Raw genomic sequence first — 15,371 nt, 5'->3', positions numbered from 1 at the left:
TTATACCCATCGGCCAACCCCGCATCCGCCCCGCCCTCCCTCCACCCCTATCGTGACCGGCATGCAGTCCTACACGATCGGCCAGGCAGCACGGCTGCTCGGCGTGAGCCCGGACACCGCCCGGCGCTGGGCGGACGCGGGCCGCATCACGACCCACCGCGACGAGGCCGGGCGACGCGTCATCAACGGGCGGGACCTGGCCGCCTTCTCGGTCGGACTCGCCCGGTCCGGCGCCGCCGAAGAGGACACCCCGTACACCTCCGCCCGCAACGCCTTCCCCGGCATCGTCACCGCTATCAAGCTCGGAGACGTCGCCGCCCAGGTAGAGATCCAGGCCGGTCCGCACCGGCTCGTCTCGCTGCTCACCCGCGAGGCGGTGGAGGAACTGGGCCTGGAGGTCGGCATGGAGGCGACAGCCCGCGTGAAGTCGACGAACGTCCACATCGACCGCGTCTGAGCCGGGGTCTCATCAGCCTCTCCGACGGCACCCGTCGGGCCCGGCGACGCCGCCCCCGAGGGTCAGCGCTTTCGACAGGGGGCAAAGTCATGCCGGGCCCGGAGGCCGGCGCCCCTCTTGCAGGACCGCGGAGAAGACCACGGGTCAGCGGTGCCGACGCAGGCCCGAGCGTCCCCGGCTCGGCGGGCCCTCGGACTTGCCGTGCACCCATGAGCCTGAGCATCCGCAACCAGCTCCCCGGTAGCGTCACCGCCGTCGGCCCCGGCAAGGCCATGGCGACGGTCAGGGTCCGCCTCGCCCGCGGCCGGGACCTCAGCGCGGCGATCACCCGTGCAGCCGCGGAGGGCCTCCGTCTCGCCCCGGGCACCGCCGTGCGAGCCCCTGATGACGTCCGCCGAAGGTGGCGCCGGCCGCGGCCCCCGTGGAGGGCCTGCCGATCTGCAACCAGCTCCCCACACGGCCACGGTCATCACGGCCGGCGACGCGATGACGTCCGTCCGCGTCACGGCCGAGGGGGGCGAGCTGACCGCCGTGATCACCGGGGACGGCGTGCTGACCGCCGTGATCACCGGGGACGCCGCGGACGGCCTCGCGCTGTCGCCCGGGGCCCCCGTCGTCGTCCTGATCAAGGCGACCGCGGTGTCACTCGCCACCGCGTGAACGCGCCGGTGAACGGCGGAGGGGCCCCGCACCGCGAAGCCCCTCCCTGTGACCGGTCGGCCGGTCAGTCCTCGTACGCGTCCAGCGGCGGGCAGGAGCAGACGAGGTTCCGGTCGCCGAAGGCCTGATCGATACGGCGCACCGGCGGCCAGTACTTGTCGGCGGCCGACACCCCGGCCGGGAAGACGGCCTCCTCGCGGCTGTAGGCGTGCTCCCACGCCCCGGCGAGCGCGCCGGCGGTGTGCGGGGCGGCGCGCAGCGGGTTGTCGTCCTCGGGCCACTCGCCGGAGCCGACCTTCTCGATCTCCGCGCGGATGGCGATCATGGCCTCGCAGAAGCGGTCCAGCTCCGCCAGGTCCTCCGACTCGGTCGGCTCGATCATCAGCGTCCCGGCCACCGGAAAGGACATGGTCGGCGCGTGGAAGCCGTAGTCGATCAGCCGCTTGGCGACGTCGTCGACGCTCACTCCGGTCGCCTTGGTCAGGGGCCGCAGGTCGATGATGCACTCGTGGGCCACGAGACCGTCGGGGCCGGTGTAGAGCACCGGGTAGTGCGGCTCCAGCCGTTTGGCGATGTAGTTGGCGCTGAGCACGGCCACCTGCGTGGCCCGCTTCAGCCCTTCACCGCCCATGAGCCGGACGTACGCCCACGAGATGGGCAGGATGCCCGCGGAGCCCCACGGCGCCGCGGAGACGGGTCCGACACCCGTCTCGGGGCCCGCCTCGGGCTGCAGCGGGTGGTTCGGCAGATAGGGGGCGAGGTGCTCGCGCACCGCGACCGGGCCGACACCCGGACCGCCGCCGCCGTGCGGGATGCAGAAGGTCTTGTGCAGGTTCAGGTGCGAGACGTCGCCGCCGAAGTGCCCGGGCTTGGCCAGCCCGACGAGCGCGTTGAGGTTGGCCCCGTCGACGTAGACCTGCCCGCCCGCCTCGTGGACCTGCGCGCAGATGTCGGCGACGTGCTCCTCGAACACACCGTGGGTGGACGGGTAGGTGATCATCAGCACGGACAGCTCGTCGCGGTACTGCTCGATCTTCGCCCGCAGGTCCTCGACGTCGATCTCGCCGTCCTCGGCGGTCTTCACGACGACGACCTTCATGCCCGCCATCACCGCGCTGGCGGCGTTGGTGCCGTGCGCGGACGACGGGATCAGGCACACGGTGCGCTGCTCGTCCCCGCTGGCCCGGTGGTACCCGCGGACGGCGAGCAGGCCGGCCAGCTCGCCCTGCGACCCGGCGTTCGGCTGGAGGGACACCTTGTCGTAGCCGGTGATCTCGGCGAGGCGGTCCTCCAGCTCGTGGATGAGGGTGAGGTAGCCCGCGGCCTGCTCGGCGGGCGCGAAGGGGTGCACCTGCCCGAACTCGGGCCAGGTGACCGGCTCCATCTCCGTGGTCGCGTTGAGCTTCATGGTGCAGGAGCCCAGCGGGATCATGCCGCGGTCCAGCGCGTAGTCCCGGTCGGCGAGCCTGCGCAGGTAGCGCAGCATGGCGGTCTCGGAGCGGTGCTGGTGGAAGACGGGGTGCGTCAGGTAGTCGTCGGTCCGCAGCAGGGCGTCCGGGAGGCTTTCGTCCGTGGCCGCGTCCAGCGCCTCGATGACGCCCTCGACACCGAAGGCGGCCCACACCGCCCGCACCTGGGCGCGTGTCGTGGTCTCGTCACAGGCGATCGAGACGTGGTCGGCGTCGACGGGGCGCAGGTTGACCCCGTGGTCCCGGGCGGCGGCCACGACCTCGGCGGCCCGGCCCTCGGCGCGCACCGTCAGGGTGTCGAAGTAGGAGCCGTGCACGACCTCGACACCGCCGCTCGCCAGCCCGGCGGCGAGGACCGTGGCATACCGGTGGGTGCGCCGCGCGATGCCCTTGAGGCCCTCCGGGCCGTGGTAGACGGCGTACATGCCCGCCATGACGGCGAGCAGCACCTGAGCGGTGCAGATGTTGCTGGTGGCCTTCTCACGGCGGATGTGCTGCTCACGCGTCTGCAGCGCCAGCCGGTACGCCTTGTTGCCGTCGGCGTCCACGGACACACCGACGAGCCGCCCGGGCAGGCTGCGCGCCATCTTGTCCTGGACGGCCATGTAACCGGCGTGTGGCCCGCCGAATCCCATGGGCACCCCGAAGCGCTGCGTCGTCCCGACCGCGATGTCCGCTCCGAGCTCACCGGGGGACTTCAGCAGCGTCAGCGCCAGCAGGTCGGCGGCGACGGTGACGAGCGCGCCGAGCTCGTGCGCCCGGTCGATGACCGGCTTGATGTCGCGCACGGCGCCGGAGGCGCCCGGGTACTGGATCAGCACGCCGTTGATCTCGCGCTCGGCGATCTCGGCGGGGATGCCGTGGCTGAGGTCGGCGACGACCACCTCGACGCCCGTCGGTTCCGCACGGGTCTGGATCACCGCGATGGTCTGCGGCAGTGCGTCCGCGTCGACCAGGAACAGCCCCTTCTTGTTCTTGCCCAGGCGCCGTGACAGCGCCATGGCCTCGGCGGCCGCGGTGCCCTCGTCGAGCAGCGAGGCACCGGAGGTCGGCAGCCCGGTCAGGTCCGCGACCATCGTCTGGAAATTGAGCAGCGCTTCGAGCCGGCCCTGCGAGATCTCCGGCTGGTACGGCGTGTAGGCCGTGTACCAGGACGGGTTCTCCATGACGTTGCGCAGGATGACCGGCGGGGTGAACGTGCCGTAGTAGCCGAGGCCGATCATGGAGCCGAGGACCTGGTTGCGGTCGGCGAGGGAGCGCAGCTCGGCGATCACCTCGGCCTCGCTGCGGGCGCCCGGCAGGTCCAGTGCCTCGGCACTCGCGATCACGGCCGGGACCGCGGCGGCGGTGAGCTCGTCCAGCGAGCCGTAGCCGACGTGCGCGAGCATCTTGGCGCAGGCCTCGTGGTCGGGGCCGATGTGGCGCTGCTCGAAGGGGACTGCCTCTTCGAGCTCGGAGAGCGGAATGCGGTGGGCGGTCATTACGGAGGCCTCCTGGTCGACACGACCTTCGAGGGGCACCACGGCACGGGTACCCGAACGGCCTCCCCCTCTGTCATCTCAACCTGAGAGCTTCACCGGATCGCCCGAAGGCCTCCGGTTTTCACCGTCGGTGAGAGCGGAAGCCGTCGACACCCGCCCTGCTTTCCAGAGTGACCTCGTCCGTGCGGTACGTGAGCCTGAGAGATTCCGGGGAGGATTTGCTCCTTCGGCGCCTCCATGACCTCTGGAGGACTCTCCCGCACGGGGTCAACAGCCGCTGCCAGCGTACCAGCGCGGTCAACGCACGAAACTTCGAGTGGCCGCATCCCCGCTTGTGCCGTTTTGTAGTGCCTACGGATGAGGTGCGACCAGTGGAGGGCCCGTGCGAACCGATATCGATCCGCGCAACCTGATCGGCCGCAAGGCGTTCGACCGCAACGGGACCAGGATCGGCACGATCGACGAGGTCTACCTCGACGACGCCACCGGCGAGCCGGAGTGGGCGGCCATACGGACCGGCCTGTTCAGCAGGGACGCCTTCGTCCCCCTGGAGCCCAGTGAGCTCATCGACGGCGCCCTCCACGTCCCCTTCGAGCGCGCCCTGATCAAGGACGCCCCCGATTTCGGCGTGGGCCGCCACCTCTCCCCGGAACAGGAACTGCAGCTCTACCACCACTACGGTCTTGACGTCGCCGCCCCGCCCCCGCTCCCGGACCACGACTTCGGCAAGCTGGCGGGCACCGACGAAACGGCGTGATCCCCCGCGCCGGACGCCGCCCCTCCCCCGTCCGGCTCCCGTGACACCAACGGCAACGGATCCGCCGCCTCCAGATCCGGATCGTCGACCCGGAAGGTCCGCACGCGCCCCGGCTTCGAGGAGGGCGTCTCGAACCGCACCGTGACCCGCCCCAGGCCGCTGCCCTGCACCCAGCCGTGCCCGAACTCGGCGTGCCGCACGTCGTGCCCGGCAGGCCAGCTGCGCTCGGCGAGCGCCGGCTGCTCCTCGGCCGGCGTGGCCACGCGCTCCTCGACCGGACCCCGCGCGGTCGTCCGCTCCCCCGCTGCCTGCGCGAACAGGTCCTCCTGCGTGTAGTCGGCGAGCCCGCTGACCCCCACTCCGAGCAGCCGCACCCCGCCCGTGGTGTCGACCGACTCCAGCAGTCTGGCCGCCGCCTCCCGGATCACCGCGGGATCGTCCGTCGGGCCGCGCAGCGTCTCGGACCGGGTGAGCGTCGAGAAGTCGTAGCGCCGCACCTTCAGCACGATGGTCCGCCCGGACAGCCGGGCCTCGCGCAGCCGCCGCACGCACCGCTCGGCCAGCCGCTGCACCTCCAGCCCGACGCGCGTCCGGTCGTGGATGTCCACGTCGTAGGTGTCCTCGACAGACACCGATTTCGTCTCGCGTTCCGCCACGACGGGCCGGTCGTCGCGCGCCAGCGCCATGGCGTACAGACCGTGCCCGTGCGCCTTTCCCAGCAGCCGGACCAGCTCGTCCTCGCCCGCCTCGACGATCTCTCCGACGGTGGTGATCCCGGCCCGCCGCAGATGGTCACCCGTAGCCGGCCCGACCCCCGGCAGCGTCCGCACCGACATCGGCGCGAGCATCGCCCGCTCGGACCCCGGCTCGATCACCACCAGCCCGTCCGGCTTGGCCTCCTCCGAGGCGATCTTGGCGAGCATCTTGGAGGCGGCCAGCCCCACCGACCCCGTGAGCCCTGTGACCGCCCGGATGTCCGCGCGCAGCTTCACCCCGGCCAGCCGCGCCGACCGCTCGTCCCAGGCCATCTGGCCGGCCTCCAGGTCGACGAACGCCTCGTCCAGGCTCAGCGGCTCCACCAGCGGCGACAGCGCACGCAGCAGCTCCATCACGCGCTCGCTGATCGACCGGTAGAAGGTGAAGCGCGGCACCAGGTACGCGGCATGGGGTGCGAGCCGCCGGGCCTGGCCCATGGGCATCGCCGAATGCACCCCGAAAACCCGCGCCTCGTACGACGCGGTCGCCACCACGCCGCGCGGCCCGAGCCCGCCCACGACCACGGCCTTCCCGCGCAGACTCGGCTTGGACGCCTGCTCCACCGAGGCGAAGAAGGCATCCATGTCCAGATGCAGGATCGTGGGCGCGGTTCTCACACCTCCGATGCTGCCCTACGCCACTGACAGCACCTCGCGCGACCGCCCGGATCGCCCCGTGGGAAACCGCTCACGGCCCGGTGCGGAAACGTCCCGCCCGGTGCGTCCGGCTTCTGCCCGACGGCTCAGACGGCCCGGTTGCGGCGACGCGCCAGCTCATCCGCCGGGTTGGGCCCGACCAGGGTCTCGCCGGTGTCGATCCGCTCGCCGTGCAGCTGGGACAGCGCGTTCTCGACGTCCCGCCACACCACGCCCACGGCGATCCCGAAGACCCCCTGGCCGCCCTGGAGCAGGGCGTGAACCTCGTCGGGCGAGGTACATTCGTAGACCGTCGCGCCGTCGCTCATCAACGTCATGCGCTCCAGGTCGCTGAAACCGCGTTCCCTGAGGTGCTGGACGGCCGTGCGGATGTTCTGCAGCGACACACCCGTGTCGAGGAACCGCTTGACGATCTTCAGGACGACCACGTCGCGGAAGCTGTACAGCCGCTGCGTCCCGGACCCGTAGGCGGGGCGCACGCTCGGCTCGACGAGCCCGGTGCGGGCCCAGTAGTCCAGTTGCCGGTAGGTGATACCGGCGGCCGCACAGGCCGTGGGGCCGCGATAGCCGATCTGCTCGGACGCCATGGACGCCGTCCCTCCGCTGCTCGGCACCGCCGTCGGTCGCTGCGGAGCGCGCTCGGCCGCGCCACCGGGCTGGGGGCACCCCCCACCGGGGAGGGGTCGTGAGCCGGGGGGAGGGTACGGACCGCTCACCCGGAGACTGCGCTCGGGGCCACCCCCAGCCGTACCGTCGCCGCTGCTTCTCACGCCGACCTCCGTCCTTGACCTGCCTTCTCGACGGTAGGCAGTCACCAGGGGTGCGTCAACGATCGCCACACTCGCCACGCCGAGTGATAATCACCCTGAGAGTGGTTTCCCGTGCCCCACCGCGGGGAAAGGCTAGCCGAATGCGGTCGGCACGGACCGCGTGACGCTCTCACTCGCCGGCGGCACATGCGGGCATTTCACCCCGTCACACACGGCGGGCGATCCCGCCGCGGACCACGTCGTCCGCCGGGCCGCCCACACGACTCACCGACCGCTGCCGCCGACCGCGGCGCTCACTGACTGCTGCTGCCGAAGTCCTCCGGAGAGATCTGGTCGAGGAACTCGCGGAACTTCTCCACCTCGTCCTCCTGCTCGTCCGGAATCGCGATACCCGCGTCGTCGAGCACCGTGTCACTGCCGTAGATCGGCGTCCCGGTGCGCAGCGCGAGCGCTATGGCGTCGGACGGACGGGCGCTCACCTCGACGCCGCTGGCGAAGACCAGCTCCGCGTAGAAGACGCCCTCACGCAGGTCCGTGATGCGCACTTCCGTGAGCTCCTGGCCGACCGCTTCCAGCACGTCCTTGAATAGGTCGTGGGTCAGCGGCCGCGCGGGAGCCATGCCCTGCTGGGCGAAGGCGATCGCCGTCGCCTCCCCCGGTCCGATCCAGATGGGGAGGTAACGGTCGCCTCCCACTTCACGCAGCAGCACGATCGGTTGGTTGGAGGGCATTTCGACCCGGACACCTACGACATCGAGCTCGTTCACACAGCAACCCTAGGCCGTGCTCGGGACGTTTGGGTAGTCGGGCCCGGACCGAGCGCCTGATCCGGCCCCCCGGACCCCCGGCCGCATCAGGGCAGCCGCACCCCGAGCGCTGTCTGCACCAGCGCGGCGTGCAGCTTCACCGTGAGCCCCGCCAGCTCCCTCGTACGATCCTCGGCGTGAGCCCTGGTCTGCGGATTCCGGTGCCGCCGCAGCGGGGCCACCACCTGGTCCACGAGGCCGGCCTCACGGTCGGCGGCGGCCTTCATCACCCGCAGATGCCGCGGCTCGATCCCGAACCGGCCGAGTTCGCCGATGAGCGAGGCGACCGTGACCGCCTCCGCGTCGTAGGCCCCGTCCTCCAGTGGAGTGAGCAGCCCGTAGGACTCCCACTCCTTGAGCTCCCGCTCGTCGACGCCGGCGGCGGCGAGCAGCTCCGCACGCCCGATCCTGGCCACCGTGGGCCCTCGGGACGGCTCGTGCGCGGCTTCACCGTCCCGCTGACGGCACACGACCGGCAGCGGAACCGCATCGCCGCGCTCCATGGCCTCCAGGTGCTCCCTGATGACCTTCAGGGGCAGATAGTGGTCCCGCTGCATCCTCAGGACCTGTCCGAGACGCTCGACGTCGCGGGCGCTGAACTTGCGGTACCCCGACGGGCTCCGCTGCGGCTCGATGAGCCCCTCCGACTCCAGGAAACGAATCTTGGAGATGGTCACTTCGGGGAACTCGTCGCGCAGCACGTTCAGCACCGTGCCGATGCTCATCAGCCCACTGTCCGTGGCGGCGGCGCCGTGACCGGCACCGCCGCTCGGTGTTTGAAGCATGGACCTTCCCTGACGGACGGACCTTCGCTGGGGCCTCGGAGCCCGGTCAGTAGCCCCGCTGGCTCGCGTAGAAGACCAGCCGGTACTTGCCGATCTGCACCTCGTCGCCGTTGTTCAGGGCGACCTGGTCGATCCGCTCACGGTTCACGTAGGTGCCGTTCAGGCTGCCCACGTCGGCCACCGTGAACGAGCCGTCCTGTCCACGGCGGAACTCCACGTGCCGCCGGGACACCGTCACGTCGTCCAGGAAGATGTCGCTCTGCGGATGACGGCCGGCCGTGGTCAGGTCCCCGTCCAGCAGGAAGCGACTGCCCGAATTCGGACCGCGGCGCACGACCAGGAGCGCGGAGCCCAGCGGCAGCGCGTCCACAGCCGCCTGCGCCTCCGGGGACAGGGTCGGCATCGGCGTCTGGCCGGTGGTCTCGCTGTCATAGGCCTCGAGACCGGAAATGGAGATCGTGGAAGTCGTCTCGGAGGGACGCTCCGGCGCCGCACCCGCCCGCAGCGGCGCGCCGCAGTTGGAGCAGAAACGACTGTTCTCCGCGTTGCGGTTACCGCACCTCGTACACACCAGGGCCGACATCGGATCCTCCTGCCGCGGCTGCCCACCGGGGGCGTTGGACGCGTACGGGTCGGAGAACCCTCCACCCGCACCTGAGGTTGACGGTTGCCCGAAACCTATGCCGCCGGGCTGCGCAGGGTCAACCGACGGCGCGCCCTGACCACCGGAAACATCGCCGCCCGGGCCGCCGACCTGGTCCCGGAACAGCGGCCGCTGGCCTTCCGCGTCAGGCTGTGCGCGATGACGAGCGGTGGCGTTGTCGCTGCCTTCTCGCGCGCTCTTGCCGAACAACTTCGCAAACAACTTCACGGGCGATTCCCCTTGACCGAAACAGACCCGCCCGTGGGGCAGGACGAACCCTGACTGAATACTCTGGCCGACCCGGACATCCTGACAACGTCCGTCTGCACCAGACAGTTTCCACCACGCACCGCCCATTCGGTGCGCCGACCCCCCGCAACCTCATGCCCTCGCCCGACGCCGCCCATGCACCCCCGGTTCACTGCGAGGACGACCGAGCGTAGTCAGGCCGCTTCGCTGCTCGCAAGGCGTCCACCACGATCTTGGTCGACCTCTCGATCATCACGGTGGCGTGTTCCTTCTCGAGAGTCTGCACCACGCCTCCGGGGATGTTGAGCGCCGGTTCGAGATCCTGCGGCTTGCCGATGACCTTGAAACGATAGGGTGCGTTGATCTTGTTCCCGTCGACACCGACGCCCTTGCCCGAGTCTGTCAGGTACGTACCGGCGACGACCCGTACGCCGTTGACCTGGATCGCCTCGGCACCCGCCGCGCGCAGCTCCTGGATCGCGTCGAGCAGCATGTCCGCCTCGACCGCCGCCTTCGTGTCCTGGATCGTCATGGTGATGCCGGGCCCCTGCGCGGCCACCGTGCCCGCGAGGATGCCGAGTTGCCTCTCCTTCTCGATCGTCTGCTTCCGGGCCTCCTCGGCCTGGTCGGAGCTGTTCTCCAGCTCGTCGCGCTGCTTCTCGAGACCTTGCTTCTCGTCCTCTAGACGCTGAGTACGGTCGTCCAGTTCATCGAGGATGCGGACAAGATCTTCCTGCCGCGCGCCACGCAGGGCGCTGTCGCTGTCACTGTTCGAGGCCACCTGCACGGCCAGCCCGAAGCCGAGGCCGAACAGCAGCACCGCGACGATGAGTTGGGCCCGGGTGACACGCGGCGGCCACAGCCCCTGCACCAGCCGCTGCCGACCGGTCAGCCGCGCTTCGGATTCCGGCTGGGGCTCGGGGTCGGGCTGCGGTTCCGGTGCCCGCTCGCGCCCGGGCTCCGACTCCCGCGGGGCCTCCTCGGCGGCAGGCGCCACCGGTGGCACCTCCTGGGGCAGCTCCTTGCGCAGCCCGCTCCCGGATGCGGACCCGCCGTCCCGGCTCGTACGCGCGTCGCCCTGCTCCCCCGCGGGCGTCCTGTCATGATCGCTCATCGGCCTCACGCCCGGAACACGTGCCGGCGGATCGCCGCGGCGTTGGAGAAGATCCGGATACCCAGGACGACCACCACACCGGTGGACAGCTGGGCACCCACGCCCAGCTTGTCGCCCAGGAACACGATCAGCGCGGCCACGACCACGTTGGACAGGAACGACACCACGAAGACCTTGTCGTCGAAGATGCCGTCGAGCATGGCCCGCAGACCCCCGAAGACGGCGTCGAGCGCCGCCACGACAGCGATCGGCAGATAAGGCTCGACCACCGCCGGAACCTCAGGCCGGACCAACAGGCCGGCCACGACTCCCACTACGAGGCCCAGTACGGCGATCACGATGTGCCCTTCTCGCTCTTCTCAATGCTCGGCTGTGCTGAACGTACGGTCACACGCGGCGCGGCAGGCAGCCGGAGGTCGTCCTCCACGGAGATGCCTGTCCTGATGCCGTAGCTTTCCTGCAACGCGTTCAGATACAACCCGTCCGCGCTGTTCTGGAACCGCGTGCTCAGCCGCTGCCCGTCCCCCACCGCGAGCACCGTGTACGGCGGCACCAGCGGTTTGTTGTCGACCAGTATGGCGTCCCCCGCGGCCCTGATCGCGGACAGCGCCGTCAGCCGCTGGCCGTTGATGGAGACGGCCTCGGCGCCCGACGCCCACAACCCGTTGACCACACGCTGCATGTCCCGGTCACGCACCCGGCCGGTGTCGGAGAACCCGGAGGTCTCCCGCGGGTTGCCGTCACCACCCGAGACAGCTTCCTTGGCGTCGTTCACCACGAGCTTCACGCCCGGGCCGTGCACCGCGACCGCGCCGGACAGGATGCCCATCACATCGGAGACCCCGCTGCCGCCGCTGTGCTTCAGCGCCTCGCGCTGGCGCGCGCTCACGTCCGCGCGCAGGTCGTCGACGGAGTCCTCCAGCTTGTCCGCCGCCTCGGTCTCCCGGCCGATGCGGTCGACCAGCTCTCCCCGTTCCTTGGCGACGACCGGAGCGGCGACCCGCGCCTGCGCCGCTCCGACGGTCACGACGAGAGCCGCCAGCACCAGGCCGGCGGCGAGTCCGAGCTTCGCTCTGAGCGTCTTCGGCATGCCGCTGTCGCCCGCGGCCTTCTTGCGCTCGGCTGCCTCGGCATAGCCGTCGTCGAGGCTGTGGTCCATGACGTTGGTGAGCAACGACATGGACGCGTCCGGGCGCCGGGGCCGCGCGGGTGTGCTCCGAATGGGGGGTTGCTGCGGCATGCCGCACATCGTCGCATGTCGCGAGCACTACCTCCGAACGGGCCCACCGGCGTGCCGGACAGGCCCGTTGGGACACCTGTCCGGCACGCGCGCGTGCATTCCGTTCTACCGGCCGGCGCTGTCCACGACCGCCGACCATTCGTCCAGCAGGGCCTGCGCGGAGGCGTCGTCCGGCCCCTCGGCCCACAGGTGGGTGACGGCCTCGGCCGGGTCGGGCAGCACCATCACCCAGCGACCGTCGGTCTCCACCACCCGCACACCGTCCGTGGTGTCCACGAACCGGTCTCCGGCCGCTTCGACGACCCGCCGCATCACGAGCCCCTTGACGGCCCACGGGGTCGCCAGATCCCGCTTCAGGACGTGCGCCCGCGGGATCCGCGCGTCGATCTGGCTGAGCGTGAGCTGCGTCCGCCCCACGAGCCCGATGAGCCGCACGAACGCCGCGGTGGCGTCGTACACGCTGCTGAACTCGGGGACGATGAAACCGCCCTTGCCGTCGCCGCCGAAGATCGTCCCTTCCTCACCGCCCACGCGGGTGAGGTCGTCGGGAGAGGTGGTCGTCCACTCGACCTGCGTCCCGTGGTACGCCGCCACCTGCTCGGCGATCCGAGTCGTGGTCACGGGCAGCGCGACCCGGCCGCTGCGCCGCTCGGCGGCGACGAGGTCCAGCATCACGAGCAGCGCCCGGTCGTCCTCGATGATCCGGCCCTTCTCGTCCACGAGGGACAGCCGTTCACCGACGGGGTCGAACCGTACGCCGAACGCGGCCCCCGAGGACGCCACGATCTCACCGAGCCGCACCATCCCGGACCGCCGCATGTCGGCGGTCTCGGTCGGCCTGGACTCGTCGAGACCGGGATTGATCGTCAGCGAGTCGACACCGAGCTTGCCGAGGAGGCTCGGCAGCACGAGTCCGGCGCTTCCGTTGGACGCGTCCACGACGACCTTCAGCCCGGATTCGGCGATTCCGGTCGTGTCGACGTTCCGCAGCAGCGACCCGGTGTACGAGTCGAAGACACTGGCCGGGAAGTGCAGGTCACCGATCTCCCCGGGGAAAGCACGGCGGTACTCCTGCCGCGCGAACACCCGGTCCAGCTTCCGCTGGCTGCCCTGCGACAGGTCGGCGCCCTGCCCGTCGAAGAACATGATGTCGACGGAGTCCGGCACCCCGGGAGTGGTGCGGATCATGATGCCACCCGCACTGCCTCGCGCGGTCTGCTGCCGGGCCACGGGCAGCGGCACGTTCTCCAGGTCCCGCACGTCGATCGCGCTGGCCTGCAGCGCGGAGATCACCGCCCGCTTCAGCGCGCGGGCACCACGCGAGTGATCGCGGGCCGTGGTGACGGTCGAACCCTTCTTCAGGGTCGTGGCATACGCACCGGCGAGACGCACCGCGAGTTCCGGAGTGATCTCCACGTTCAGGATGCCCGAGACACCGCGCGCGCCGAAGAGGTGCGCCTGCCCCCTGGATTCCCAGATCACCGAGGTGTTGACGAAGGCGCCGGCCTCGATCGTCTTGAACGGGTAGACCCGGACGTTGCCCTGGACGATCGATTCTTCACCGATCAGGCACTCGTCACCGATGACCGCGCCGTCCTCGATCCGCGCCGCGCGCATGATGTCGGTGTTCTTGCCGACCACGCAGCCGCGCAGATTGCTGTGGGGTCCCACATAGACATTGTCGTGGACGACGGCCTTGTGCAGGAACGCGCCGCTCTTGACGACCACGTTGGAGCCCACCACCGTGTGCTCACGGATTTCGGAGCCGGCCTCGACCTTGGCGTAGTCACCGATGTAGAGGGGTCCGCGGAGCACGGCGTCCGGATGGACCTCGGCCCCCTCGGCGACCCATACGCCCGGAGAGATCTCGAAACCGTCGATGTCGACGTCGACCTTGCCCTCCAGGACGTCGGCCTGCGCCTTGACATAGCTTTCGTGGGTGCCGACGTCCTCCCAGTAGCCCTCGGCGATGTAGCCGTAGACGGGCTTGCCTTCCTTCATCAGCTGCGGGAAGACATCGCCGGACCAGTCGACGGGCACGTCGGGCTCGACGTAGTCGAAGACCTCGGGCTCCATCACGTAGATGCCGGTGTTCACGGTGTCGGAGAAGACCTGGCCCCAGGTGGGCTTCTCGAGGAAGCGCTCCACCTTGCCTTCCTCGTCGACAATGGTGATACCGAATTCCAGCGGGTTGGGCACTCGCGTCAGGCAGACGGTGACGAGCGCGCCCTTCTCCTTGTGGAAATTGATGAGCTCAGTGAGGTCGAAGTCCGTCAGAGCATCGCCGGAGATGACGAGGAACGCATCGTCCTTCAGCGCCTCTTCGGCGTTCTTGACGCTTCCGGCGGTTCCGAGTGGCTTCTCCTCATTGGCATAGGTGAGCTCCATACCAAGCTCTTCACCGTCACCGAAGTAGTTCTTGACCAGTGAGGCCAGGAACTGGACAGTCACGACTGTTTCGTTGAGCCCATGCCTTTTGAGCAACCGCAGAACATGCTCCATGATCGGCCGGTTTGCCACCGGCAGCAGCGGCTTGGGCATGCTTGAGGTCATAGGGCGAAGGCGCGTGCCTTCGCCTCCGGCCATCACAACGGCCTTCATGTCGGAAGCGTCCTCCTCGAAGAGACGGTCTAGCCGACTTCCCCCGCCAGGATTGTCCCGCACTTGTCCAACACGAGCCATCGCTCGGCCGTGGCAGCAGGACCATCCGGGGCTTCAATCGGCCGTGGCATCCGCACGGACCAGGCGGCGGACTTGTACCACGTAGAGGACTCCTGCCCACCAGTACAGCGTTGTACCCCATCCGGCGAACGCCCATCCGAAAATGGCAGCCAGTGACGAGATCCAGCCGGTTCCGTCACTGAGCAGAAGCAGCGGGAAGGCGTACATCAGGTTGAACGTGGCGGCCTTACCCAGGAAGTTTACCTGCGGCGGCGGGTAGCCGTGCCGGCGGAGGATGCCCACCATGACCAGCAGGACGAACTCCCGCGCCAGAAGTACAGCGGTCAACCAGAGGGGCAGAATCTCCCGCCAGGTAAGACCGACCAAGGTCGACAGAATGTAGAGCCGGTCGGCCGCGGGATCGAGGAGCCGGCCGAGGCTGCTGATCTGATTCCAGCGACGCGCGAGCTTGCCGTCCAGATAGTCGCTGATGCCGCTCAGGGCCAGGATCAGAAGGGCCCAGCCGTCACTCTTGGGCCCACCGAACTCAGGCCACAGGATCAGCCACAGGAAGACGGGTACGCCGACGAGGCGAGCCATGCTGAGGATGTTCGGGATGGTGAGCACACGGTCCGTCTGGACGCGAGTCTCCTGAAGCTCCACCCGGGTGCCTCCTGTGGGAAACGTGCCAACGATGCCCCCCGACCCTACCTCAACGCAAAAAAGCTCTGGCTCTTGGGCTGCATGCCCAAGAGCCAGAGCTCTAAAAGGAGTTCGGCGGCGTCCTACTCTCCCACAGGGTCCCCCCTGCAGTACCATCGGCGCTATAAGGCTTAGCTTCCGGGTTCGGAATGTAACCGGGCGTTT

General features: G+C 69.7%; 13 protein-coding genes, 1 rRNA gene, 1 pseudogene and 1 riboswitch. Of the genes and pseudogenes, 3 read left to right on the top strand and 12 right to left on the bottom strand.

The window, feature by feature from the left end; genetic code table 11:
• The first annotated feature begins 61 nt into the window (after positions 1-61).
• Complete coding sequence (locus ABTX62_RS33430) at positions 62-457, top strand: TOBE domain-containing protein (protein ID WP_352119685.1); 396 nt, start codon at positions 62-64, stop codon at positions 455-457.
• Between the two features lie 209 nt (positions 458-666).
• Positions 667-1,117, top strand: a pseudogene (locus ABTX62_RS38040) (TOBE domain-containing protein).
• A gap of 64 nt (positions 1,118-1,181) precedes the next feature.
• Here the strand turns inward: ABTX62_RS38040 and gcvP are convergent.
• Complete coding sequence (gene gcvP / locus ABTX62_RS33415) at positions 1,182-4,067, bottom strand: aminomethyl-transferring glycine dehydrogenase (protein WP_352119683.1); 2,886 nt, start codon at positions 4,065-4,067, stop codon at positions 1,182-1,184.
• Between the two features lie 175 nt (positions 4,068-4,242).
• A riboswitch (glycine riboswitch) is annotated at positions 4,243-4,337 on the bottom strand.
• Between the two features lie 112 nt (positions 4,338-4,449).
• Between gcvP and ABTX62_RS33410 the strand changes: the two genes are divergently transcribed.
• Positions 4,450-4,824: a PRC-barrel domain-containing protein gene (locus ABTX62_RS33410; protein ID WP_352119682.1), complete on the top strand. Its 375-nt coding sequence runs from the start codon at positions 4,450-4,452 to the stop codon at positions 4,822-4,824.
• On the opposite strand, the gene ABTX62_RS33405 is transcribed toward ABTX62_RS33410, so the two are convergent.
• The 11 genes from ABTX62_RS33405 to rrf all read right to left on the bottom strand — a co-directional run.
• Positions 4,743-6,197: a DNA polymerase IV gene (locus ABTX62_RS33405; RefSeq protein WP_352119681.1), complete on the bottom strand. Its 1,455-nt coding sequence runs from the start codon at positions 6,195-6,197 to the stop codon at positions 4,743-4,745. The genes ABTX62_RS33410 and ABTX62_RS33405 overlap by 82 nt on opposite strands.
• 125 nt (positions 6,198-6,322) lie before the next feature.
• Positions 6,323-7,006, bottom strand: coding sequence for a MerR family transcriptional regulator (locus ABTX62_RS33400; RefSeq protein ID WP_352119680.1), 684 nt, complete (start codon positions 7,004-7,006; stop codon positions 6,323-6,325).
• A gap of 293 nt (positions 7,007-7,299) precedes the next feature.
• Positions 7,300-7,773 carry a bifunctional nuclease family protein gene (locus ABTX62_RS33395; protein ID WP_003988851.1) on the bottom strand — a complete coding sequence of 158 codons (474 nt, stop codon included), beginning with the start codon at positions 7,771-7,773 and terminating at the stop codon, positions 7,300-7,302.
• 86 nt (positions 7,774-7,859) lie between these two features.
• Positions 7,860-8,597 carry a transcriptional regulator FtsR gene (gene ftsR / locus ABTX62_RS33390; RefSeq protein ID WP_352119679.1) on the bottom strand — a complete coding sequence of 246 codons (738 nt, stop codon included), beginning with the start codon at positions 8,595-8,597 and terminating at the stop codon, positions 7,860-7,862.
• Between the two features lie 46 nt (positions 8,598-8,643).
• The gene (locus ABTX62_RS33385; RefSeq protein WP_352119678.1) at positions 8,644-9,597 is read right to left on the bottom strand and encodes a zinc-ribbon and FHA domain-containing protein; all 954 of its coding nucleotides are present in this window, start codon (positions 9,595-9,597) and stop codon (positions 8,644-8,646) included.
• Positions 9,598-9,658: 61 nt separating this feature from the next.
• Entirely contained in the window at positions 9,659-10,603 is a 945-nt protein-coding gene (locus ABTX62_RS33380; protein ID WP_352119677.1) for a DUF881 domain-containing protein, read from the bottom strand.
• A gap of 5 nt (positions 10,604-10,608) precedes the next feature.
• Complete coding sequence (locus tag ABTX62_RS33375) at positions 10,609-10,941, bottom strand: small basic family protein (protein ID WP_003988855.1); 333 nt, start codon at positions 10,939-10,941, stop codon at positions 10,609-10,611.
• On the bottom strand, positions 10,938-11,852 hold the full coding sequence (locus tag ABTX62_RS33370; protein ID WP_352119676.1) for a DUF881 domain-containing protein: 915 nt from the start codon (positions 11,850-11,852) through the stop codon (positions 10,938-10,940). The genes ABTX62_RS33375 and ABTX62_RS33370 overlap by 4 nt, the downstream gene beginning before the upstream one ends.
• 96 nt (positions 11,853-11,948) lie before the next feature.
• Complete coding sequence (locus tag ABTX62_RS33365) at positions 11,949-14,444, bottom strand: sugar phosphate nucleotidyltransferase (protein WP_352119675.1); 2,496 nt, start codon at positions 14,442-14,444, stop codon at positions 11,949-11,951.
• Between the two features lie 114 nt (positions 14,445-14,558).
• On the bottom strand, positions 14,559-15,167 hold the full coding sequence (clsA, locus tag ABTX62_RS33360) for a cardiolipin synthase ClsA (protein ID WP_352119674.1): 609 nt from the start codon (positions 15,165-15,167) through the stop codon (positions 14,559-14,561).
• Positions 15,168-15,276: 109 nt separating this feature from the next.
• Positions 15,277-15,371 (bottom strand): 5S ribosomal RNA (gene rrf, locus ABTX62_RS33355); the annotation flags it as partial.

Source organism: Streptomyces sp. NPDC096046, assembly GCF_040303285.1.
Classification (GTDB): domain Bacteria; phylum Actinomycetota; class Actinomycetes; order Streptomycetales; family Streptomycetaceae; genus Streptomyces.
The sequence above is the reverse complement of the archived record's forward strand: the minus strand, read 5'-3'. Positions and strand labels throughout refer to the sequence as shown.